Annotated in this window: 18 protein-coding genes; 12 read left to right on the plus strand and 6 right to left on the minus strand. The window is 45.2% G+C overall.

The features are described from left to right. Positions 1–265 precede the first annotated feature (265 nt). On the minus strand, positions 266–421 hold the full coding sequence (locus BW716_RS36690; RefSeq protein ID WP_179091052.1) for a hypothetical protein: 156 nt from the start codon (positions 419–421) through the stop codon (positions 266–268). 364 nt (positions 422–785) lie between these two features. Next, complete coding sequence (locus BW716_RS08820) at positions 786–1,319, minus strand: gamma carbonic anhydrase family protein (protein WP_083722172.1); 534 nt, start codon at positions 1,317–1,319, stop codon at positions 786–788. A gap of 111 nt (positions 1,320–1,430) precedes the next feature. On the opposite strand from BW716_RS08820, the gene BW716_RS08825 reads away from it, so the two are divergent. From BW716_RS08825 to BW716_RS08845, 5 genes are all read left to right on the plus strand, one after another. Next, positions 1,431–2,615: an aspartate aminotransferase family protein gene (locus BW716_RS08825; RefSeq protein WP_083722173.1), complete on the plus strand. Its 1,185-nt coding sequence runs from the start codon at positions 1,431–1,433 to the stop codon at positions 2,613–2,615. A gap of 197 nt (positions 2,616–2,812) precedes the next feature. Further along, complete coding sequence (locus BW716_RS08830) at positions 2,813–3,457, plus strand: hypothetical protein (protein ID WP_083722174.1); 645 nt, start codon at positions 2,813–2,815, stop codon at positions 3,455–3,457. 52 nt (positions 3,458–3,509) lie between these two features. Then, positions 3,510–3,815: a transcriptional regulator gene (locus tag BW716_RS08835; protein WP_235643568.1), complete on the plus strand. Its 306-nt coding sequence runs from the start codon at positions 3,510–3,512 to the stop codon at positions 3,813–3,815. Between the two features lie 53 nt (positions 3,816–3,868). Beyond that, positions 3,869–5,227: a cell envelope integrity protein CreD gene (gene creD, locus BW716_RS08840; protein WP_083722175.1), complete on the plus strand. Its 1,359-nt coding sequence runs from the start codon at positions 3,869–3,871 to the stop codon at positions 5,225–5,227. Between the two features lie 15 nt (positions 5,228–5,242). Further along, the gene (locus BW716_RS08845; protein WP_083722176.1) at positions 5,243–5,596 is read left to right on the plus strand and encodes a diacylglycerol kinase family protein; all 354 of its coding nucleotides are present in this window, start codon (positions 5,243–5,245) and stop codon (positions 5,594–5,596) included. Positions 5,597–5,681: 85 nt separating this feature from the next. Here BW716_RS08845 and BW716_RS08850 read toward each other — a convergent pair whose 3' ends face one another. Next, positions 5,682–9,107, minus strand: a complete 3,426-nt coding sequence (locus BW716_RS08850; protein ID WP_235643570.1) for a hypothetical protein — start codon at positions 9,105–9,107, stop codon at positions 5,682–5,684. Positions 9,108–9,163: 56 nt separating this feature from the next. On the opposite strand from BW716_RS08850, the gene BW716_RS08855 reads away from it, so the two are divergent. Continuing rightward, positions 9,164–9,799 carry an MBL fold metallo-hydrolase gene (locus BW716_RS08855; protein ID WP_083722177.1) on the plus strand — a complete coding sequence of 212 codons (636 nt, stop codon included), beginning with the start codon at positions 9,164–9,166 and terminating at the stop codon, positions 9,797–9,799. A 107-nt stretch (positions 9,800–9,906) separates the two neighbouring features. On the opposite strand, the gene BW716_RS08860 is transcribed toward BW716_RS08855, so the two are convergent. Both BW716_RS08860 and arfB read right to left on the minus strand, forming a co-directional pair. Continuing rightward, positions 9,907–11,427 (minus strand): lipopolysaccharide biosynthesis protein, encoded by a 1,521-nt coding sequence (locus tag BW716_RS08860; RefSeq protein WP_083722178.1) that lies wholly within the window; start codon positions 11,425–11,427, stop codon positions 9,907–9,909. Positions 11,428–11,452: 25 nt separating this feature from the next. Further along, positions 11,453–11,851, minus strand: a complete 399-nt coding sequence (arfB, locus tag BW716_RS08865) for an alternative ribosome rescue aminoacyl-tRNA hydrolase ArfB (RefSeq protein WP_083722179.1) — start codon at positions 11,849–11,851, stop codon at positions 11,453–11,455. Positions 11,852–12,010: 159 nt separating this feature from the next. Between arfB and BW716_RS08870 the strand changes: the two genes are divergently transcribed. The 5 genes from BW716_RS08870 to BW716_RS08890 all read left to right on the plus strand — a co-directional run bounded on the left by BW716_RS08870 (position 12,011) and on the right by BW716_RS08890 (position 16,770). After that, on the plus strand, positions 12,011–13,282 hold the full coding sequence (locus BW716_RS08870) for a hypothetical protein (protein WP_143708789.1): 1,272 nt from the start codon (positions 12,011–12,013) through the stop codon (positions 13,280–13,282). Positions 13,283–13,297: 15 nt separating this feature from the next. Beyond that, positions 13,298–13,750, plus strand: coding sequence for a D-aminoacyl-tRNA deacylase (gene dtd, locus BW716_RS08875; RefSeq protein ID WP_083722181.1), 453 nt, complete (start codon positions 13,298–13,300; stop codon positions 13,748–13,750). Positions 13,751–13,999: 249 nt separating this feature from the next. Continuing rightward, positions 14,000–14,326 (plus strand): nucleotide pyrophosphohydrolase, encoded by a 327-nt coding sequence (locus BW716_RS08880; protein WP_083722182.1) that lies wholly within the window; start codon positions 14,000–14,002, stop codon positions 14,324–14,326. Between the two features lie 25 nt (positions 14,327–14,351). Further along, the gene (locus BW716_RS08885; RefSeq protein ID WP_083722183.1) at positions 14,352–15,302 is read left to right on the plus strand and encodes a YihY/virulence factor BrkB family protein; all 951 of its coding nucleotides are present in this window, start codon (positions 14,352–14,354) and stop codon (positions 15,300–15,302) included. Positions 15,303–15,339: 37 nt separating this feature from the next. Beyond that, positions 15,340–16,770: a glycine--tRNA ligase gene (locus BW716_RS08890; protein WP_083722184.1), complete on the plus strand. Its 1,431-nt coding sequence runs from the start codon at positions 15,340–15,342 to the stop codon at positions 16,768–16,770. Positions 16,771–16,879: 109 nt separating this feature from the next. Here the strand turns inward: BW716_RS08890 and BW716_RS08895 are convergent, their stop codons facing one another. Beyond that, a complete protein-coding gene (locus BW716_RS08895; RefSeq protein WP_083722185.1) occupies positions 16,880–17,605 on the minus strand; it encodes a ferredoxin--NADP reductase in 726 nt (241 codons plus the stop codon). Between the two features lie 103 nt (positions 17,606–17,708). Between BW716_RS08895 and mfd the strand changes: the two genes are divergently transcribed. Then, positions 17,709–21,083, plus strand: coding sequence for a transcription-repair coupling factor (gene mfd, locus BW716_RS08900; protein ID WP_083722186.1), 3,375 nt, complete (start codon positions 17,709–17,711; stop codon positions 21,081–21,083). Positions 21,084–21,164: the final 81 nt, after the last annotated feature.

The raw sequence follows: 21,164 nt of genomic DNA on the forward strand, positions 1-21,164 counted from the left end.
AAGTGTAAACAACTTCAAAAGGTAAAAGCAATTGGTCCTATCCTTCAGAAAAAATAAAAACCTTTTACATGTTTTCCGAAGGAAATCCCTCAAACAGCATTCAACTAATGCTTGTTCTTCTTATGATGCTTTCCTTGCATCTCATCCAATATCTTCTCAGCCCCCCAGTTACTCCTCGGTTGCGGACATCCCGTCTTCCTTGTCCTACAGGAACTAAACCCCATCAGGGTAAGCACGAACATGCAAATAAAGAATGTACGGATCATTAGAATACCCTGTTAGACATTTGTTTGGAAGAATGCTTATTCTGCTTGATATTCCTATTAGAGTAGTAATTGCTGCTAGGACAGCCTTTTTGCTCTGATTGACAGCTGATAGCTAAAATGCTACCCAGCACCAGGAGTAATATTAATTTCTGCATAGGGTAAGGATATTAAATGCAAGATAATTAAAATATGTCATTAAAAGGTTATGCATTTACCTGCTTTGGGGCACAGATATTCTCAAACCATGAGGTTTTGCCTTAGACAAAACCTCATGGTTTGCTATTTGGCATAGCATTCATCAGCGACTGCTTATTTGCCTTCTACCGGCAGATCCTTGAACCAGCAGGAAACGATGCAATAACCATTTGCCTTCTACCGGCAGATCCTTGAACCAGCAGGAAACGATGCAATAACCTATTTCCCTTCTACCGGGAGATCCTTGAACCAGCAGGAAACGATGCAATAACCATTTCCCTTCTACCGGCAGATCCTTGAACTAACAGGAAACGATGCAATAACCTATTTCCCTTCTTCCGGCAAATCCTTGAACCAGCTGGAATACATGCCGTAATTATTCGCGATCCTGCTGATCTCTCCGCTAATCAATGACTCACTAATATTCTTAACCTTTTTAGCAGGTACTCCTGCATAAATAGCACCCGCTTCTACCTGTGTATTTTCCAGCACCACAGCACCTGCGGCGATAATGGTATTGCTGCCGATATGTACATTATCCATCACAATAGCACCCATCCCTATCAGTACATTATCTTCCACGGTACAGCCATGCACAATCGCATTATGACCAATGGATACGCTATTCCCAATGATAGTTTTTGTCTTTTCGTATGTAGCATGAATACAGGCACCATCCTGTACATTTACTTTATTACCTAAACGGATACTGTTTACATCTCCTCTGATCACAGCATTGAACCAAACGCTACAACCATCCCCCATAATCACATCACCTACGATTGTCGCATTTGGGGCTATAAAACAGTCCTTTCCCATTTCAGGCATTACTCCTTTTACCGGCAGAATGTATGGCATTTCCTTTTGTTTTGCTGGCAAATTACCACTTACAATTGATTAAACTCATGCTCCGGATCAGGTATACTATTAATACGCAGGGGCATATCATTTTCGTATTTTTGCAGGCAAATGAATAACAGGCAACTTTTTTTAAGACACGTAGCGCAATTGTCAGACGCGCCGTTGGGCATTGATATGGTGAAGGCATCAGGCATGTACATGTGGGATGTGGATGGGAAGAAATTATTGGACCTGATAGCGGGGATTAGTGTATGTAATGTAGGACATTGCCATCCGGCGGTGGTGGCGGCTATACAGGAGCAGGCCGCGACATATATGCACCTGCTGGTGTATGGGGAGCTGGTGCAGTCGCCACAGGTAGCATTTGCTACTTTGCTCACACAGCATTTACCATCTTCTTTAGATAGTGTATACTTTACGAATTCCGGTGCAGAAGCGGTGGAAGGCGCGATGAAGCTGGCAAAGCGATTCACAGGCAGAACGGAAATTATTGCATTTGAGAATAGTTACCATGGTTCCACGCAGGGAGCCATGAGTATAATGGGAGATGAAGAATGGCGGAATGCGTATCGTCCTTTATTACCAGATATCCAACACCTGAAATATAATACCTGGGAGGCGATAGATCGCATCACCGAAAAGACGGCCTGTGTGATTGCAGAAACAGTACAGGCCGAAGCTGGGGTGATCGTACCGCAGCAGGAATGGATGAAGGCCCTGCGGGAGAAATGTACACAAACAGGTACCCTGCTCGTATTAGATGAAATCCAGTGTGGGCTGGGTAGAAATGGCTCCCTCTGGGGCTTTGAGCAATTCGGTATTGTACCTGATATTCTCTTATTAGGGAAAGCTTTAGGTGGTGGTATGCCAATGGGGGCTTTTATTGCCAACAGAGAAATTATGTGGACCCTGACCAATAACCCTGTCTTAGGACACATGACCACCTTCGGTGGCCACCCGGTTATCTGTGCTGCTGGTATGGCGGGTTTCAAAGCATTGCTGGAAGAAAAACTCACAAACACCGTCAGGGCAAAAGAAGCCTTGTTTCATAAATATCTGCAACACCCTGCTATCAGAGCCATCCGCTCTCAGGGCCTGATGATGGCCGTTGAACTGGAAAGCTTTGCTGTGAATAAAAAGGTGATCGATGCCTGCATTGAGAAAGGTGTCATGACAGACTGGTTCTTATTTGCGCCGCAATGCCTCCGCATTGCCCCTCCCCTGATTATCACAGAAGACGAAATCAAATTCGCCTGCGATACTATAATTGCGGTATTGAATGCTGTTGCTTAAGAACTGGCTCGCACAAAAGCAGGGAATCAGGTTTGGCCGTCAGGCCAAACCTGATTCCCTGCGCTAACCCTGGGGAAAATCACTTCGCGATTTTCCCCAGGGTTAGCGCCTCATAACAGCCTTTTTTACCAAATACCAATAAAATAATTTTATAATTCCAACCTAAATCCTAACTTTGAATTCCAAAGTACTTTAGTATGACTGATCAGCAACATCTATCTACCTTAAGTGATATTAAACGTATCATGGACCGCAGCAGCCGCTTCATCTCCCTCAGTGGACTAAGTGGCGTATGCGCCGGCATCGCCGGCCTCCTGGGTGCTGCTATCGCCGATGTCTGGATCAGTGAATACTACAACCGCTGGAACACCTCTGGCATATTCGTAAGAGAAGATTTCAATTTATTAAAAATAAAACTCACCATCCTCGGCCTCATCGTCATGGGCATTGCATTGGCTGGCGGCATCTACTTTACCTGGCGCAAAGCCAATAAAGATGGCGCTTCCATCTTTGGCAAAACCTCCCGCAACGTTTTCTATAGTGGACTCATCCCCATGGTAGCCGGCGCTGCATTCATAGCCGGAATGGTCTATAATAATTTTGAAGTACTCGTGGCCCCCGCCTGCCTCCTCTTTTATGGACTGGCACTGGTCAACGCCAGCAAGTATACATTCAGAGATATCAAATACTTTGGGATCGCTCAAATCATACTGGGGATAATCAATGTTTTCTATTTGCGTCGTGGTCTGTATTTTTGGGCCCTCGGTTTCGGTGTATTTCACATCGTATACGGCGTGATGATGTGGTGGAAGTATGAACGCAATGCTGAATCAGAAGAGTAATCACTCTCTGACAGCAAGGCTATATTAATTGAACTTTTGAATCTGTTAAGCAGTGGCCATAAACAATCCCATAGGTAATCTGAATAAAATCTTCGACAGCAGGATCCGTCTTGGTGTCATGAGTATTCTTATAGTCAATGAGGAAGTCAGCTTCAACGATTTGAAACAAATGTTGGAACTCACCGACGGTAACCTGGCCTCACACCTGAATACACTGGAAGAAAACGGTTATCTCAAAGTGCACAAAGGCTTCATCGGCCGCAAAACAAATACAACTTATCAAATCACCAAAGCAGGCGAAAAAGCTTTCAAAGGCCACCTCGCTGCGCTTGAAAATATGATTCGCTCTATCGAGTAAATTTTTTTTATCCCTATACTTTGAAATTCAAAGCACTTTAAAAGAAAATAATCATGGAACATCAACATCTTGCAAATGCAGGACAGGAGAGCTATTCTCCTGCCCCAGGGGGAGATATTTTACCTGGAAAAACCTCCTTTATGAAAAGATACGCTTACGCTATCAAAGCCGTCATCATCGGCTTCCTTGTCCTCGTACTCCTCATTCCCACTGCTATGATCATGAACCTGATCAGGGAAAGAGAACAACGTAGTGACGAAGCAACGGCCGAAATCAGTAGTAAATGGGGCGAAGCCCAAACCCTCACCGGCCCTATTATCATCATTCCATATCTAGATACCCCTGGTCATCGCGCTTACGCCCTCTTCCTGCCCGATAAACTGAGCATCAATGGCGAACTGCTACCCGAAATGCGCCACCGTGGCATTTATGAAACCGTTGTATACAGTTCTCATCTTCAGGTGAGTGGCAACTTTGCGCCCCTTACCACAGACATTCCTGCAGATAAATTGCTGATCAATGAAGCTGTCATTGCTGTAGGCGTCAGTGATATGAGAGGTATCAGTAACCAACCAAATATGCAGCTCAATGGCAAAGACTACCTCTTCTCTCCAGGTGTAACCATCCAGAGTGTATTTAATAATGGGATGCAGGCAAGAATACCATTGACCAAAACTGATAGTGGCTGGACGGCAGGTAATTTTTCTATAAATCTTGATCTTCGTGGCTCCGGTCAGGTGCACTTCTCTCCTGTTGGTAAAACTACCCAGGTCAATATCACCTCCAACTGGGCCAATCCCCAGTTCGATGGTCAGTTCCTGCCTGTGAAATCCGTTGTCAAATCTACCGGCTTTACCGCCGCCTGGCAGGTATCTCACCTGAACCGCAACTTCCCCCAATCTCTGACCACAAAAGATGAGGTCAACCTCCGTAGCTATGATTTTGGTATCAAGCTGTTCCTGCCTGTCGATGGCTATCAACAATCTACCCGCGCGGTAAAATACGCTATCCTCATTATCGGCCTTTCATTCCTTGTTTTCTACTTTATTGAATTACTCCAGCGTCTGTATGTACATCCACTACAATATATCCTCATTGGGTTTGCGCTCGTGCTTTTCTATACCTTATTAATCGCCCTGGCAGAACAATTGAATTTCGGTATTGCCTACCTGATTGCAAGTGGTATGACCATTGTTCTTGTCACCGCATACACCGCAAGTATCTTTAACAATTTCCGTGTTGGTAGTGGCATTGGTGGAGTATTAGTTATATTGTATGGGGCCATTTATGTCATTCTCCGTGCCGAAGACTTGTCTTTACTGATGGGTAGCCTTGGATTATTCATTATACTTGCTATCGTAATGTTCTTTAGCCGTAAGATCAAATGGAAAGAGCTGAAGGGTAATGAATAAGATTACTTTAAAACTATGAGTTATCTCAAAAAACGACTGCGCAGTTTTGGATTTGCGATTGCTGGTATTATCGCGTTTGTTCGCTCTGAACCACACGCCCTGCTGCACTTCATTGCAACGATTATCGTTGTTGGTGCAGGCTTTTATTTCCGCATCACAAACATGCAGTGGATTGCCATCCTCATCATGATAGGAATCGTTTGGATCACCGAAATGATAAATACTGTGCTGGAAAAGGTAATGGATCACGTAGCACCCGACTATCATCCCCGCGTGAAATGGATAAAGGATGTAGCGGCAGGGGCCGTATTAATCGCAGCCATCATCGCCATCATAGTCGGTGCGCTTATCTTCATCCCCTACTTTTAAGCCGGCCGCTGGCCGGACCCGCCTAAAATAAAAACGCTTTTGCCGCAAGGCAAAAGCGTTTTTATTTGCAATATTATCAGGAAAATCAGAAGTCAACTCCCATACCAAAATACCAGATCGGACTTCCTCTAAAGAACGCAATCGCCGGCCATCCCGCATCAACTCTCAGGAAATACCCTGCAATGGTTGTTCTCGCACCAAATCCATATCCTCCTACAAACGGCCCAAGGAAACCTTCTTTCACCTTCACACTAATCGTTCCATCACTACCAGTATAATAAGTATAATTCGCATCCTTAAAGCTCAGCTTCTCATTCCATGCTGTACCAATATCAATAAACTGTGTCAGCTGGAAGTTCCTCAACAACGCTGAGTTAATCGGCCTTTGCAGGAATGTTGCAAACACTGGCAAGCGTAACTCAGAGTTAAACACCATCACGTTATTACCATTCTTTGCATTCTGCTTATATCCACGCAGCGGCGTAGCCAGCGTCTGATAAGCATAACTTGCATTTGTCGCTACCGGTGTATTTGTATTGATCTTAGGATTCAGCCAGTTGTCCGTACCACCTAAATAATACAACAGCTTCCTGGTACCCCATGACACATCCATAGAGAAACGGGTGGCCCAGATAAAGTTACGATAGATAGACTCATAGTGACGGGCATCGATCCCCATGTTGTAAGTAAATCTACCCTTGCCGGTGGCATCTGTTGTTCCAAACGCCTCATTGATATTACCCGCTATTTTCGCCCATGCTTCACCATAGATCTTATACCTCGTACCATGCCAGATGTTGATGGCAGGATTGATGGTATTATCATACACATATTCCAAACGGCTCAGTACATATTTATCCTGGTAATCAGGCCATTTCAATGAGTTCTGGTCAGAAGCTGCAATCACAAACTTATCTACACGGTAACCTACCTGCAGACGAATGCTGCGTGCTTCGTCAAACGGATATTTCACCTCTACCTGCCACAGGTTTGTCTTCATCTTGGCAGGATAATCAATCAGCACAGTTCCTGAACTATCTGTACCAGTACCTGTATATTTCGCCACCTTACGGTAGTAAGTGAATTTATAGTCAAAGCGTTTTTTCAGATAAGAAGCAGAGAGGAAGTACTCTGTACCATCCAGTGAAGATGGAATGCGGAAACCACCATTGATCTTGATATCTTCCATCAGGTCACTCACTCCTAAACGGATCATACCATTCAGCGGATCTGACAACTGGATCGGACCAGAAGGCTGCCCGGTAAACGGCTGATACCTGTTCACCAATACAGAGTTATCCAGTTGCAGGATGAGGTAGTCAGAAGCAAATTTCCACTTGTAAGGCAGCAGCTTCGCTTTCTTCAGCAATGGCTCAATAGGTATTTTGATCGGATTACCATTGCCAGACATATCTGCGGTTGCATTGTTGCCGGTAAGATTTCTATTGGTAGTATCCTGCGGCTCATTGCCAAACTCACTCTGGAAGAAGTCATTATGTTTTACTGTATCCTTCTTAGGCGCCTGTGGACTTTTGTAAGTAGGCAGTCCCAGCCGGATACTATCCTGGTGCATTACATACGCACGATAAGCCGTAGGGCGATCGCTCACATTACGCTTCTTTAGGGAAATGGTATCTACTTTCAGCTTCTGCAGGATCTTATAGCCATATTGCTGGATCACCTGGGAAACCTCGCTTTGATCGCCGGCGCCCCTTGTTTCCTTAATACCATAAGAATAGTTGCTGAGTGGGAAAGTATAAGTAGAGTCTTTCGTAATAGATACCGCCATCACACTATCTGGTGCATTGGCACCATATTCCTGCAGGGCAGAATCCAGTTCCAATGGATCCGGGTTATGCAGGATCTCATTACCTACAAAGAAGAGGGAGTCAACTCCGGCTCTTTCTGTCCTGAAGAAACCGGCATAACGGTTACGGATACCGTTAGCGTCGGATACAAAGGTAAAGTGTGTGGTATTATATTGAAGCGGGTTGCGTGCATCACCATATTTCATATTGGAAAGCTGGGTGATTTGTTTGTCCGCGCTCTTGTTCCAGTTGTCAACCAGGAAGATGTTGTAATGTCCTGCCGGCAGGGTGGTATCACCACCTTTGGCAGTAGGTGAAGGCCTGTTGGAAGAGAAGATGATACCGCTCTTACCTGGGAAGGCTACGAAAGACGGATCGAGGTCGTCATACACATCGTTAGTAATCTGTTCGATCGTATTCTTGTTGATGCTGTAAACGTAGATATCAGTATGACCATTTTTCACAGCGGAGAGCAACAGTGAGTTATCGAATTCGAAGAAGTACTTCATATCGATCACCCTGTCAAACTTATTCAGGTCATATTTCATTCTTGTTTTGGTGATCAGGTCATATACCATCAGTTTGGTCATGCCTTCTGATTCGTATACGATAGCGAGGCGGTTACCTTTCTGGTTCCATGCCAGCAGCGGGTAGTTAGGATCCATTTGGTTTGCCTGCATACGCACACCGTTCTTCAGCAGGGTGGTAGGATTGTCTTCACCCGTCTGCAACTGTACTTTGTAAAATCCTTTGGTATAAGATACAACAGCAAAGCTGGCATTCTTAGGATTGGCCTGGAAGCGGAAGTAATCGGTTTTACCCAGTTCTTTCACGGCAATGGTACGGCCTTTGGTCGATTGGCGACGGCGGCGGTTATCGTCCTGATAGCGCTTGGTGTTGTATACGAAGAAGTCTTTCAGGGCAGCTTTAGGCTTGGTGTTCAGCACCTGCTCAAAGCCTTTTTTCAGACCCCTGTTAATGCGGGAGATATACATGAGGTAAGGAACAGCGTCTTTACCATATTTACTTTCTACATAATACCAGAACGCATGGCCAGCTAGTAGAGGTTGTTCGTAGGCGAACTGGTAAAAGTTTTTATACTTGTTGGACTGTACAGCATCTTTGAGCTGATCGTCGAGGGTGGTGTTCCAGTTTTCAGCAGCATATGCAATGAATCCATCTGTGTACCACTTTGGAAAGTCGATCAGTACTGCATTGCCTGCGAACTCACCAATATCTTCTCCGAACAGGAGGTTTTCAAGCATCACACGGGCAATACCCTGGCGGATGAGGGAACGCAGGTGCTCATGGTTGCCATCAAAGTATACTATCAGCTTATTCCCCACCAGCTTGGTTACCCCACCGGTGTTTTGCCAGTCAACGCCAATGCCTATATTTGATTGCTTCATTTCCCCAAAGGAATTGTATACAACGATGTTCACTTTCTGACGGAAGGTGAACTCCATAAACTCTTCCAGCTGGGGTAACTCCTTTTCTGCAACCTGAGCGACGTATTTCCCCAACTCAAGACCGTTTTGGCTGAAATAAGTATTGAAATGGCTGGTTTGATAGTAACGCCATTTAAAGTTCTTATGCTGTATGCGGTTCTGTCCAAATTCCACGCTATTGGTCTGCGCCATGAGGAGAAACGGGCCAAGTAATAGGGTACCGGTAAATAATAACCTGGTAATAAGTCTGTTCATACAGAAAGTATTGATAATATTGCGTTCTTAATTAAAAGTAACAAAAATCGGTAACAATGCTTGAAATCAAACATTTCACCTTTAATCCGTTTCAGGAAAATACCTATTTGCTCTTAAACGAAAAAAAGGAATGTATAATTATAGACCCGGGCTGTTATTTTGAGTCGGAAAGAAAAGAATTACTAACATATATCGAAAAAGAGGGACTAAATGTTACCCGCTTGTTGAATACGCACTGTCATCTGGACCATATTTTTGGTAATAAACTGGTGGCTGATACGTATGGAGTGGGGCTTGAGATCCATCCGCTGGATGCAGTGGTGTTGGAGCGCTCACCGGAATTAGGGCAGATGTATGGGGTACCCTTTGAGGCTTCGCCGGCACCGGCCAGGTATTTTGAAGATGGGGAAAAGATACAGTTTGGAGATAATGAGCTGGAGGTGTTGTTGACACCAGGGCATTCTCCCGGAAGTGTATGTTTTTATTGCGCAAAGCAGGGGTTTGTGATTGGTGGGGATGTGCTGTTTTACCAGAGTGTAGGTCGTACTGACCTGCCTGGTGGTGATCATCAAACTTTAATTAACAGTATAGAGACGAAATTGTTCGTATTGCCGGATGAAGTAAGTGTTTGGCCCGGTCATGGAAAAGAGACGACGATAGGGTATGAGAAGAAGCATAATCCGTTCCTGTAATCTCCGGATTTTTTGGTGATTGGCTCAGCCAATCACCAAAAAATCCGGACCGCGTCCAGATGGGACAGAGCTTCGCTCTGTCCCATCTGGACGCAAAAATGCCAGAACTATAATTTCGCAATAAACCTCCCCACCACCGGCAACCTCCCAAACTCCTTCTTCTCCATTTTCAACAGGAACCACACATACGCCAAAAACAACACCGTCGCCACCAGCAAATTCCCCGGCTTTGCCGCATACACATCACCCGGAGACAAAATCGTCCTGTTTAGCAAATCAAACACATAATACACCAATACCGCACTTCCTATATAAGTGATAATCTTTGGCAAATGATAAGGAATAGGATAATGCTTCTGTCCCCATGAATAGCAAATCGCCATCTGTATAAAATAGCATACCATGGTAGCCAGCGCCGCACCGAAATAACCGAATATCGGAATCCACCACCAGTTAAAGAAGAACGTAGCCGCCGCTGTGATCAGGGTAATAACCGCCCCGCTCTTCGTCTTGTCTGTCAGCTTAAACCAAATAGTCAGGTTATAATAAATACCCAGGAACATATTTGCCAGCAACAACACCGGTACTATCTTCATACCTGGATAGTACACTGGTTTCCGCAGGAAGATCTTCCATATATTCAGATAAAGACTCACGAATAAGAACATAAAACACAACAGGATGACGAACAATTTCATAATCCTCGCGTACGTTCGCTGTGGATCTTTCCCCTCTGCCTGCTTAAAAAAGAAAGGCTCCGCCCCTAACTTGAAAGCTTGTATGAACATCGTGATCAGGATCGCCAGTTTATAGTTGGCGGCATAGATACCGATCAGCTGTTTCTTCACTTCCATATTATTCCCTGGCAGGAATTCCGGCAGGAACCAGGCCCTGTCAAACGTTTCGTTTACCATACCTGCCATCCCAAAGATGACCAGTGGCAATGAATAGTTGAGGATCTTCTTCCAAAGGGTGAAATCGAAGTTGGGCTTTATCTTCAGTAATTGTGGTAAAAATAATAATAAGGTCACCCCACTCCCCAGCATATTGCTCATGTAAATGAACCCTACCTGGTTGCTGGTATTCACTACATTAGGAGCAAACTTAGGCAGTACGACCAAAAAGAAGATATTGAACAGGATCGTGGTAATAATACCTGACAGGCGGATCATGGCATACCTGATAGGCCGGTTTTCCAATCGCAACTGGGCAAAAGGAATCGCCGTGAGCGCATCAAATGCCATAATTAATACCACCCATGTATAAAACCAGGGATGCCCTTTCAATCCCCCCAGTGAACCCATGTAAGAATTGATGACCGTTCCCCGCATCAGGAGCAGCAGTATAGTAAAACCAATAGTGGTAAAAATAAGGGAAAACATAGATGTACTCAGCACCTGCGTCTTGTTCTCCTGCTTGGCAAAGCGGAAGAAGGCCGTCTCCATCCCATACGTGAGAATAATATTCATGAAAGGGACATAGGCATATACAGTAGACATTTCCCCATATGCCGCCTGGGTCATTAATTCCAGGTAAAGGGGAGTCAGAAAGTAATTCAGCAACTTGCTAGCGATGTTACTAAAGCCGTAATAGATGGTCTGTCCTGCCAGTGATTTAATACTACTCAATGCCCTGTATTTTTACCAAAATTAACTATTCCAGCCCTTTCCGGCGAAGCTGTTTTTTGTCAGATTGTATTTTCTTCAGATTTAGCCGCTTTTCTTTGGCAGCTCTGGAAGGTTTGGTAGCGACGCGTTTTTTAGGTCTGATCATCGCTTTCTGTACCAGATCGTTCATTTTTTTGATCACCAGCTGCTTGTTGCCCAGCTGTGTCCGTTCCTCCTGCGATTTAACCTGAACCAGGCCTTCACTCGTCAATCGGTGGGCTAATTTTTCTAATACAAGGGCTTTCTGTTCGGGGGTTAACAATTGGGATGTTGCTACATCAAAGTACCCCTCTACCATAGTTTCTACCTTGTTCACATTTTGTCCGCCCTTACCTCCGCTGCGTGCAGTTCGGAAAGTAATCTCGGGCGTGAGATCGAGGTCCATTAAATTAACTTTTCTTTATAACTGTTTATTGTAATTTAATAAAGGTACAATTATTACAAGTATTCAATGACCGGGCAGGCAAATGCGCGTGTTTCGCTGTCGCGGAATGAACCGTTGTCTGCTCTGTATGCACTGATACATAAACCCAAACCCTTGACTATGACATTTTTCAACCCTGCTCAACTCCGCGTTCTGAAATCCGGCTGGATTATAGCCGTCATTGCATGGCTGCTGTTTTTTGTTCCACACGCACCGGGTTATATAGTCAACACACTCACGATTACAGGTCTGTTAAGCTGGGAATTTGTGGTGAGCCGCCGTTGGAAGGACTTTTTTATCATGGTATTGGTATCGGGCATTGCTTTTTCCCTGCAGCATATGCTCATGAACCATTTGCCGGATGGCAACCCTGCCGCCGCCGGGGCACTGGGTCACCTCAACCTGTTCGCGGCTTATATTGTCGCAATCACCACCCATTATCATCTAATGGGTATAGAAAATAAGTTCTCTGCGGGGCTGCTGGCTACCGCTATATTTTATTTACTGCCAAAGACGGGCAATCCTTTCAGCAGTAATTATCCTTTCACAGGAACTTTGAAAGAGGTGGTGTACCTGTCGTCTGCATTGGTCATACTGTACATGAAAGTGCTGTGTTATTATGTCATCCTGTTTCTGGTGGAAAACGGTTACCGTCTGCGTCATTTCATGGAGCGGCTTCCATCTAAGGTACAGGTATACAACAGGTGGGAATACCTCTTTATGTGGATGGTATTGTTCTTTGGTTATATGGGTTGTATTGGTGACCTGAGTACCCGTGTGCGTATGCTTTTTGAAGGACAACAGATGCCGGAAGAATCTACGCCCATGAGTATTCTCTTTATGATCTCGTCTATCTTCTTTTTATATGTTGGGGCTATTATGCTACGCAATGTGATTACCGGCAGATCCTTGACTATCGGGCATTACAGCCCGTGGGTGTTGTTGTTACATTTGTTGCCTGTAGCAAATATTGGTGCAGCCATTTATTGTTTTTTAGCACCTGAAAAAAGAGAAACGCATATGAAAAATGCAGCGAGCTACCTGCAGGCAAAGCGACGGTATGCACGTATTGCAATGATTGTATTGGGTATCGTCATCACAGGTTATAATATTTATACCATGCTCTTTGTACCTACAGGTCTGCGGCTGGTGGCGATCAGTATACTTGCATTTTTATATTTACTCAAAATAGGTGCTTACCTGAAACTCTCTGCTGGTAAGGCATTTGTGTACATCGTGATCGGATTGAATATATTGACGGTAGCATATGCTTTCAATGATTACTTTATATTTTATCTTGCACTGATATACCTGTATTATTATTTCTTAATTGAGACTTTCTATCCTGAACTGGAAGCAGAAGATATCATGGAGATTGCAGACAGGGAGTAACTAAACAATTATATTATGCGCGCAGTTATACAACGGGTAACCAGGGCCTCTGTGACCGTGGACGAGCAGACTACGGGTAGTATACAGACAGGCTTGCTGGTACTGTTAGGGATAGAAGATGCTGACAATGCAGAAGACATTACATGGTTAAGTAATAAACTCGTCAATCTGCGGGTATTTGGTGATGCGGAGGGCGTGATGAACCTGTCGGTAAAAGACGTAGATGGTGGTATACTATTAGTCAGTCAATTTACATTGTTCGCAGGGACAAAGAAAGGGAATCGTCCATCATATATCCGGGCGAGTAAGCCGGATATAGCCATACCATTGTATGAGCAGATGATACAGCAGTTGAGTCAGGATCTCGGCAAGCCGGTGGCTACTGGTATTTTCGGTGCTGATATGAAAGTAGATCTGCTGAACGATGGACCAGTTACAATATTGATCGATACAAAATCAAAGGAATAATAAATCAAAGGAATGTAAGGTAAGCCCAGCAGGCATTGGTTATCCTAAATGCCGGCCGCAGGCCCACCCGCCCGGAGAAATGAGGTTGTCATAAGTGACTCGATGGCGCTGAGAATTTCTTATACGAAAATTTTCTCCATCAGGTACCCGGGTAAATTTGGGTAAAAGTTATTTATGATATCCTCATTTTTTCGGCATTTAAACACAAAAGAAAATACAAAAACAAACCCAATAAGCAACTTCTAAAACATGACTATCAAAGAAGCGCAGGACCAGATCGACCACTGGATTAAAACAGTAGGCGTTCGTTATTTTAGTGAACTTACCAACATGGCTATCCTCACCGAAGAAGTCGGCGAAGTAGCCCGTATCATGGCCCGCAAATATGGTGACCAATCCTCTAAACCCTCCGACCTTCAAAAAGACCTCGCCGATGAGCTGGCCGACGTCATGTGGGTACTCCTCACCATCGCCAACCAAACCGGCATCGACATGACCGATGCACTCACAAAGAACTTCGAAAAGAAGAACATCCGCGATGCCACCAGGCACAAGGAAAATGAAAAATTACACTAGGCAGGTTTTTTGTTAAATCAACTATATGCAGAAACCCGGATTTTTTAAGAAATACTGGCAAATCCTGAAGCAAACCTTCAGTGATTTTATGGACGACAAGGTACTTAAACTCAGTGCCGCTTTATCTTACTACACGATCTTCTCCATCGCTCCCATGCTCATAGTGATCATCACACTATGCGAAGTATTCCTGGGCAAAGAGGCTATCGAAGGCAGCATCTACGGACAAATCAATTCATTTGTCGGCAACGACGCCGCCCTTCAGATCCAGCAGATGATCAAAAACGCCGCGCTTTCCGGTGATTCTACCTGGGCCACCGTAGTGGGTATCGTAACCCTTATCTTTGGCGCTACCGGTGTATTCGGCGAAATCCAGGATTCTATCAACTTTATCTGGCAGCTAAAAGCCAAACCTAAAAATGGTATACTCAAAATACTCATCAACCGCCTCCTCTCCTTCTCTATGGTGATCTCCTTAGGATTTATCCTCCTGGTATCCCTGGCGCTGAACGGTCTGATCGAGTTATTTAGTAAACAACTGGCCCGTTTACTCCCCGAAGTGACCATGGTATTGGTGTATGTGATCAACCTGTGCCTTACTTTTGGCGTCATTTCCCTGTTGTTCGCCATCATTTTCAAAGTGCTTCCAGACGCCAAAATAAAATGGAAACATGTCATCGTAGGGGCTATGACCACCTCCGTCCTCTTCATGGCAGGCAAATTTGGCATCGGCTTTTACCTCGGCGCCAGCAAGGTCGGCACTGCTTACGGTGCGGCCGGAAGCATAGTGATCATCCTGCTCTGGGTATACTACTCTGCTATCATCCTCTACTTTGGGGCTGAGTTTACACAGGTGTATGTACAATACCATGGGGAGCAGATCAGGCCCAATGAGTACGCAGTCTATGTAAAGGAGATACCTGTAGAGCTGGAAACCAATCTGGAAGCTGCCAAAAAAAAGCCCCCTACCCCATAAGAGCGGGCACAAAAAAGTTATATATATTTGCGCCATTATGGCAACAGATCAGAACAAATTCCAGGCGATTATTTCGCATTGTAAAGAATATGGCTTCGTTTTCCAGTCCAGTGAGATATATGACGGCTTAAGTGCGGTATACGACTACGGCCAGTATGGAGCCCAGTTAAAGAAGAATATCCGCGACTATTGGTGGAAAAGCATGACCCAGATGCATGAAAACATCGTGGGGATCGATGCGGCTATTTTTATGCATCCGACTACCTGGAAGGCGTCAGGGCACGTTGACGGCTTTAGTGATCCTATGATTGATAACAAGGATAGCAAAAAGCGCTACCGTGTAGACCACCTGATCGAAGCACATGCAGAAACACTGGATGCTGCTGATGGCGAAGCCCTGATCGCTAAAATGAATGCCCTTCTGGCTGCTGATGATCTGGCTGGCCTGAAATCACTGATTGAAGAATACAAAATCAAATGTGCTGTCAGCGGTACTGTTAACTGGACAGATGTACGTCAGTTCAACCTGATGTTCTCTACCCAGTTAGGTAGCGTAACCGACGAAGCAAGTGAAATATACCTCCGTCCTGAAACCGCACAGGGTATCTTCGTGAACTTCCTGAACGTGCAGAAAACGGGTCGTATGAAGATACCTTTCGGTATTGCACAGGTAGGTAAAGCTTTCCGTAACGAAATCGTAGCCCGTCAGTTCATCTTCCGTATGCGCGAATTTGAGCAGATGGAAATGCAGTTCTTCGTACGCCCTGGCACCCAGAAAGAGTGGTTCCAGTACTGGAAAGAGGAGCGTATGAAATGGCACCTGAGCCTGGGTGCAGATCCGGCCAAGTACAGGTTCCATGAACACGAAAAGCTGGCTTTCTATGCCGATGCTGCTGAAGATATTGAGTTTGAATTCCCGATTGGTTTCAAAGAGGTAGAGGGTATCCATAGCCGTACAGATCATGATCTGGGCAGACACCAGGAATTCAGCAGGAAGAAAATGCAGTATTTTGATACTGAAATCAATCAGAACTACGTACCATACGTAATCGAAACCTCTATTGGTCTGGACCGTATGTTCCTCCTCACTGTGTGTAATGCTTACGAAGAAGAAGACCTGTCCAAAGATGGTAAAGAAGATAGCCGCGTAGTACTGCGCTTCCCTGCTAAACTGGCACCAACGAAACTGGCAATCTTCCCACTCACTAAAAAAGACGGGTTACCAGAAATAGCAAAAGAACTGATGGATGCATGTAAACCGCATTTCTATTGCTTCTACGAAGAGAAAGATGCGATCGGTAAGCGTTACCGCCGTCAGGATGCGATCGGTACACCATTCTGTGTAACCATCGACCACCAGACCAAGGAAGACAACACCGTTACCATCCGCTACCGCGACTCCATGGAACAGGAAAGAATCCCGCTGGATAAAGTAAAAGAACTCGTTCTGAATAAAATCAACGAATAACAATATTGGCGGGAGTTTGTGATCCGGGCGTACGCCCGGATCACAAACTCCCGCTATGCGAAAAGGCAGGGACCGGAGGTCCCTGCCTTTTCGCTTTTTACTTTATTTTCTATCCATACAACTCCTGACGTATATCATGCCTATCATACCCCATCCCCAATATCTTTCCCTTCGCCTCATCAATCATATTCTTCCACCCACACAAAAAGAAATACGCCGGCTCCTTATTTAGCGCCAACAACTCCTCATAAATCAAATGCACATACCCCCTCTTCCCCGTCCACCCATCCTCACATCTTGACAACGTCGGTGAATACCTAAACCCCTCCAACTCCGCCTCCAACTGCCACAACTCTTTCGCATACAACAAATCACACTCTTTCCTACACCCATAAATCAAATGTATCATTTGATGCGGTATCTGATGCGTATGTATATGATGCGCCATCGCCCTAAACGGCGCCACCCCCGTTCCCGTACAAATCAAATACAACTGCCTGTCCAGCGTCTCCGGCAGCGTAAACACCCCCAGCGGCCCTTTCACAGGAAACTCACTCCCCACTTTCACCTCATTAAAAAGATAAGTCGTCCCCGCCCCTCCTTCCAGCGACACAATCACCAACTCAAACTCATTCGACCCATCCGGCGCCGACGCAATAGAATAACTCCTCCATCGCTTTTTTCTCTCTTCATGAATAGGTAAGTCCAGGGTTACAAATTGTCCGGGTTTAAAATCAAATCTTTCCAGCTCCCTTATCTGTATCCAGAACCGTCTCGTGTTGTGTGTCTCCTGCAGAATGCGGGTCACATAACCAGTATACCAGTGGTCCAGCATATTAAGTGGAATTTATTACTTAAATATCGCGAATTTTTCCTGAACCTGTGACCGTTTTCATCAGATCAAACAATGACCAATAATTCGTAACTTTGCTCCCCTCATGAATATTCAGGCTGTATTACAATTATACCAGCGCGACACCCGCCTGCAACAGCTGGTGAAAGGGATGCATTTGTCCCATCCTCAGTATTTTCAACTAACAGGATTAACCGGTAGCACCCCCACATTTATCGCGGCAGGCGCGTGGGAACTGGCGTCTTCAGTTAATCACCTGTTCATTTTAAATGATAAAGAGGAGGCTGCCTATTTTCAAAATGATCTGGAACAACTCAGTCAGGCCCTCGATATCTTCTACTTCCCGGATTCATTCAAAAAGGTAGGTCAGTTCAGCGATCTGAACAGCAGCCATAGCATGCTGCGTACCGAAGCCCTCATGAAGTTCTCCGGCGATAGCATCCACAAAAAGATCCTCGTCACCTACCCCGAAGCCCTATGGGAAAAGGTAGCCGCCTCCGTGGCCTTCAACACCAACATGGTCCAGTTGAAGGTCGGCGATGTGCTCAAGGTGGACGATCTGCTGGAAAAACTCGTCAGCTGGGGCTTCAGCTTCACTGACTTCGTATATGAACCGGGGCAGTACGCCCTCCGTGGGGGTATTCTCGACATCTACTCTTTTGGTAATGAAAAACCTTACCGCATAGAGTTGTTCGGAGAAGATATCGACTCTATCCGCATCTTCGATCCGGAAACCCAGCTCAGTGAGCGCAAACTCACCCAGGTAACCCTGATCGCCAATATGGATACCCATAACCTGGACCATCAGAAGACCTCCCTGCTGGAATTCCTGCCTGCCAATACCGTAGTCTGGATGAAAGACCCGGGGTATGTGCAGGAGGTAATTTTGCAGTTGGAAGAGAAGCTGGATGCTTTCTTACAATCCGGCCAACAGGTGAGGATTGATGAAGATGAGAAGATGGAACTGAAGGAGACGGATTTTGTAAAGGCTCATCTCCTCATGCAGCAGATCCTGCAAAGGCACTGCATCGTCTTTGGCACTAAATTATGGTGGGAAGAAACGAACCGTAACTTTACCCCACTGAACTTTGAAACACAGGAGCAGCCAGTCTTTAACCGTCAGTTTGAAATGCTGATTAAAGACCTGGAAACCCACAATAAAAATAAATACAACCTCTTCATCTTCGCCGAAAATGCCCGTCAGCTGGAAAGGTTGCGTAGCATATTCGAAGACCTGAAAGCGACCTTCACCTTCTTCCCGATACCGGTGCCGGTGAGCCATGGCTTCATTGATCATTCATTGAAACTCGTGTGCTATACAGATCACCAGATCTTCCAGCGTTACCACAAGTACAAGGTAAAGCAGGCGTACAACAAGAATAAGGCGCTTACCATGAAGACCCTGCGCGAATTGCAGTCGGGCGACTTCGTAACCCATATCGACCATGGTGTAGGTATGTACAGTGGCTTACAGAAGATAGAAGTTGGGGGCAAAATGCAGGAAGCCATTCGTATCATTTACAAGAACAATGACCTACTGTATGTGAACATCAACTCCCTGCACAAGATCAGTAAGTTCACCGGCAAGGAAGGCCAGGAACCCAAAGTCAATAAACTGGGTAGTGATGCATGGGATAAACTGAAAGAAAAAGCGAAAACACAGGTTAAGGATATCGCCAAAGACCTGATCAGGCTATATGCGGCACGCAAGGCCCAGCAAGGGTTCCAGCATGCACCGGATACATACCTGCAAACGGAGCTGGAGGCATCTTTCATCTATGAAGATACTCCTGACCAGAGCAAGGCGACTGCCGATGTAAAGAGAGATATGGAATCGCCTGCACCAATGGACAGACTGGTATGTGGCGACGTTGGTTTTGGAAAGACAGAAGTAGCAGTGCGTGCAGCATTCAAATCGATCGTAGATGGTAAGCAGGCAGCAATACTGGTACCTACTACCATCCTCGCTTTCCAGCACTTCAAAACATTTGCAGACCGACTGAAAGATTTTCCATGTACAGTAGATTATCTGAACCGCTTTAAATCTGCAAAAGAAAAGAAAGACACACTACAGCGACTCGCTGAAGGAAAGATAGATATCATAGTAGGTACGCATGCCTTACTGAGCAAGGATGTGAAGTTCAAAGACCTCGGTGTGCTGATCGTGGATGAAGAACAGAAATTTGGTGTGGCAGCAAAAGAAAAGCTGAAACACATCAAGTTGAATGTAGATACATTGACACTAACGGCTACGCCTATTCCGAGAACACTACAGTTCTCCCTGATGGGAGCGAGAGACCTTTCTGTCATCAATACGCCGCCGCCTAACAGGCAGCCGATTGAGACAGAGGTACATGTATTCGATCATGACATGATCCGCGATGCCATCTATTACGAAACAGAAAGAGGTGGACAGGTATACTTTGTATACAACCGTGTGAAAGGTTTGGGAGAGATCAGCAGTCTCATTAAAGGCTTATGCCCTGACTTGTCTGTCGCTACTGCACACGGACAGATGGAAGGTCATCAGCTGGAAGAAGTGATCCTTGATTTCATCGATCGTAAGTACGATGTACTGGTATGTACTAATATAGTAGAGAGTGGTGTGGATATTCCAAATGCAAATACCATCATCATCAACAATGCACATCACTTTGGATTAAGTGACCTGCACCAGTTGCGTGGTCGTGTAGGGCGTAGTAACAAGAAAGCATTCTGTTACCTGCTGGCACCACCCATGAGTACATTGCCTGCTGACAGCCGTAAGCGCTTGCAAACGCTGGAGCAGCATAGTGAACTGGGTAGTGGTTTCCAGATTGCGATGCGCGACCTTGATATACGTGGTGCCGGTAACCTCCTAGGTGGTGAGCAGAGTGGCTTCATGTCAGATATCGGATTTGATATGTACCAGAAGATCCTGGACGAAGCGATCCGCGAACTGAAGCAAAATGAATTCAAAGATCTCTTTAAAGAACAGCTGGAAGAGAAGAAGGATTATGTAAGCGATTGTACCATCGATACAGATCTTGAAATACTCATTCCTGATAGTTATGTAGAGAGCATACAGGAGCGCTTGAACCTGTATCAGGAACTGGATAATATCACGCTGGAAAGTAAGTTGGTCGCATTTGAGGAAGAGCTGAAAGATAGATTCGGTCCATTGCCTGAACCGGTATTGGAATTATTATGCCTGGTGCGTTGTCGGTGGATGGCGATTAAGTTAGGCTTTGAGAAGATGATGATGAAGAATGAGACATTACGTTGTTACTTTATCAACAACCCGGATTCGCCTTACTTCACATCGCCTACATTTGATCATATATTGAACTATGTACAGACGAGGGTGAACAATGCGAAACTGAAACAGTTAGGTACGAACTTTATGTTAGTGGCGACTAAAATTACTAATATGAATGATCTGTATAATTTCCTGAAAAATATGGAAGATGCAAGGTCATAAGTTATAAAATATTTAAGCCGTCCGCAGGACAGTCACACCAATCCCCCGGAGTTTTGCCGAAGGCAAAACTCCGGGGGATTG

Source organism: [Flexibacter] sp. ATCC 35208 (genome assembly GCF_001975825.1).
Classification (GTDB): Bacteria; Bacteroidota; Bacteroidia; order Chitinophagales; family Chitinophagaceae; genus Chitinophaga.

Coding starts and splice junctions, on each gene's coding strand:
- BW716_RS36690 (WP_179091052.1), bottom strand. CDS start 421: ATGCAGAAATTAATATTACTCCTGGTGCTGGGTAGCATTTTAGCTATC.
- BW716_RS08820 (WP_083722172.1), bottom strand. CDS start 1,319: ATGCCATACATTCTGCCGGTAAAAGGAGTAATGCCTGAAATGGGAAAG.
- BW716_RS08825 (WP_083722173.1), top strand. CDS start 1,431: ATGAATAACAGGCAACTTTTTTTAAGACACGTAGCGCAATTGTCAGAC.
- BW716_RS08830 (WP_083722174.1), top strand. CDS start 2,813: ATGACTGATCAGCAACATCTATCTACCTTAAGTGATATTAAACGTATC.
- creD (WP_083722175.1), top strand. CDS start 3,869: ATGGAACATCAACATCTTGCAAATGCAGGACAGGAGAGCTATTCTCCT.
- BW716_RS08845 (WP_083722176.1), top strand. CDS start 5,243: ATGAGTTATCTCAAAAAACGACTGCGCAGTTTTGGATTTGCGATTGCT.
- BW716_RS08850 (WP_235643570.1), bottom strand. CDS start 9,107: ATGAACAGACTTATTACCAGGTTATTATTTACCGGTACCCTATTACTT.
- BW716_RS08855 (WP_083722177.1), top strand. CDS start 9,164: ATGCTTGAAATCAAACATTTCACCTTTAATCCGTTTCAGGAAAATACC.
- arfB (WP_083722179.1), bottom strand. CDS start 11,851: ATGGACCTCGATCTCACGCCCGAGATTACTTTCCGAACTGCACGCAGC.
- BW716_RS08870 (WP_143708789.1), top strand. CDS start 12,011: ATGACATTTTTCAACCCTGCTCAACTCCGCGTTCTGAAATCCGGCTGG.
- dtd (WP_083722181.1), top strand. CDS start 13,298: ATGCGCGCAGTTATACAACGGGTAACCAGGGCCTCTGTGACCGTGGAC.
- BW716_RS08880 (WP_083722182.1), top strand. CDS start 14,000: ATGACTATCAAAGAAGCGCAGGACCAGATCGACCACTGGATTAAAACA.
- BW716_RS08885 (WP_083722183.1), top strand. CDS start 14,352: ATGCAGAAACCCGGATTTTTTAAGAAATACTGGCAAATCCTGAAGCAA.
- BW716_RS08890 (WP_083722184.1), top strand. CDS start 15,340: ATGGCAACAGATCAGAACAAATTCCAGGCGATTATTTCGCATTGTAAA.
- BW716_RS08895 (WP_083722185.1), bottom strand. CDS start 17,605: ATGCTGGACCACTGGTATACTGGTTATGTGACCCGCATTCTGCAGGAG.
- mfd (WP_083722186.1), top strand. CDS start 17,709: ATGAATATTCAGGCTGTATTACAATTATACCAGCGCGACACCCGCCTG.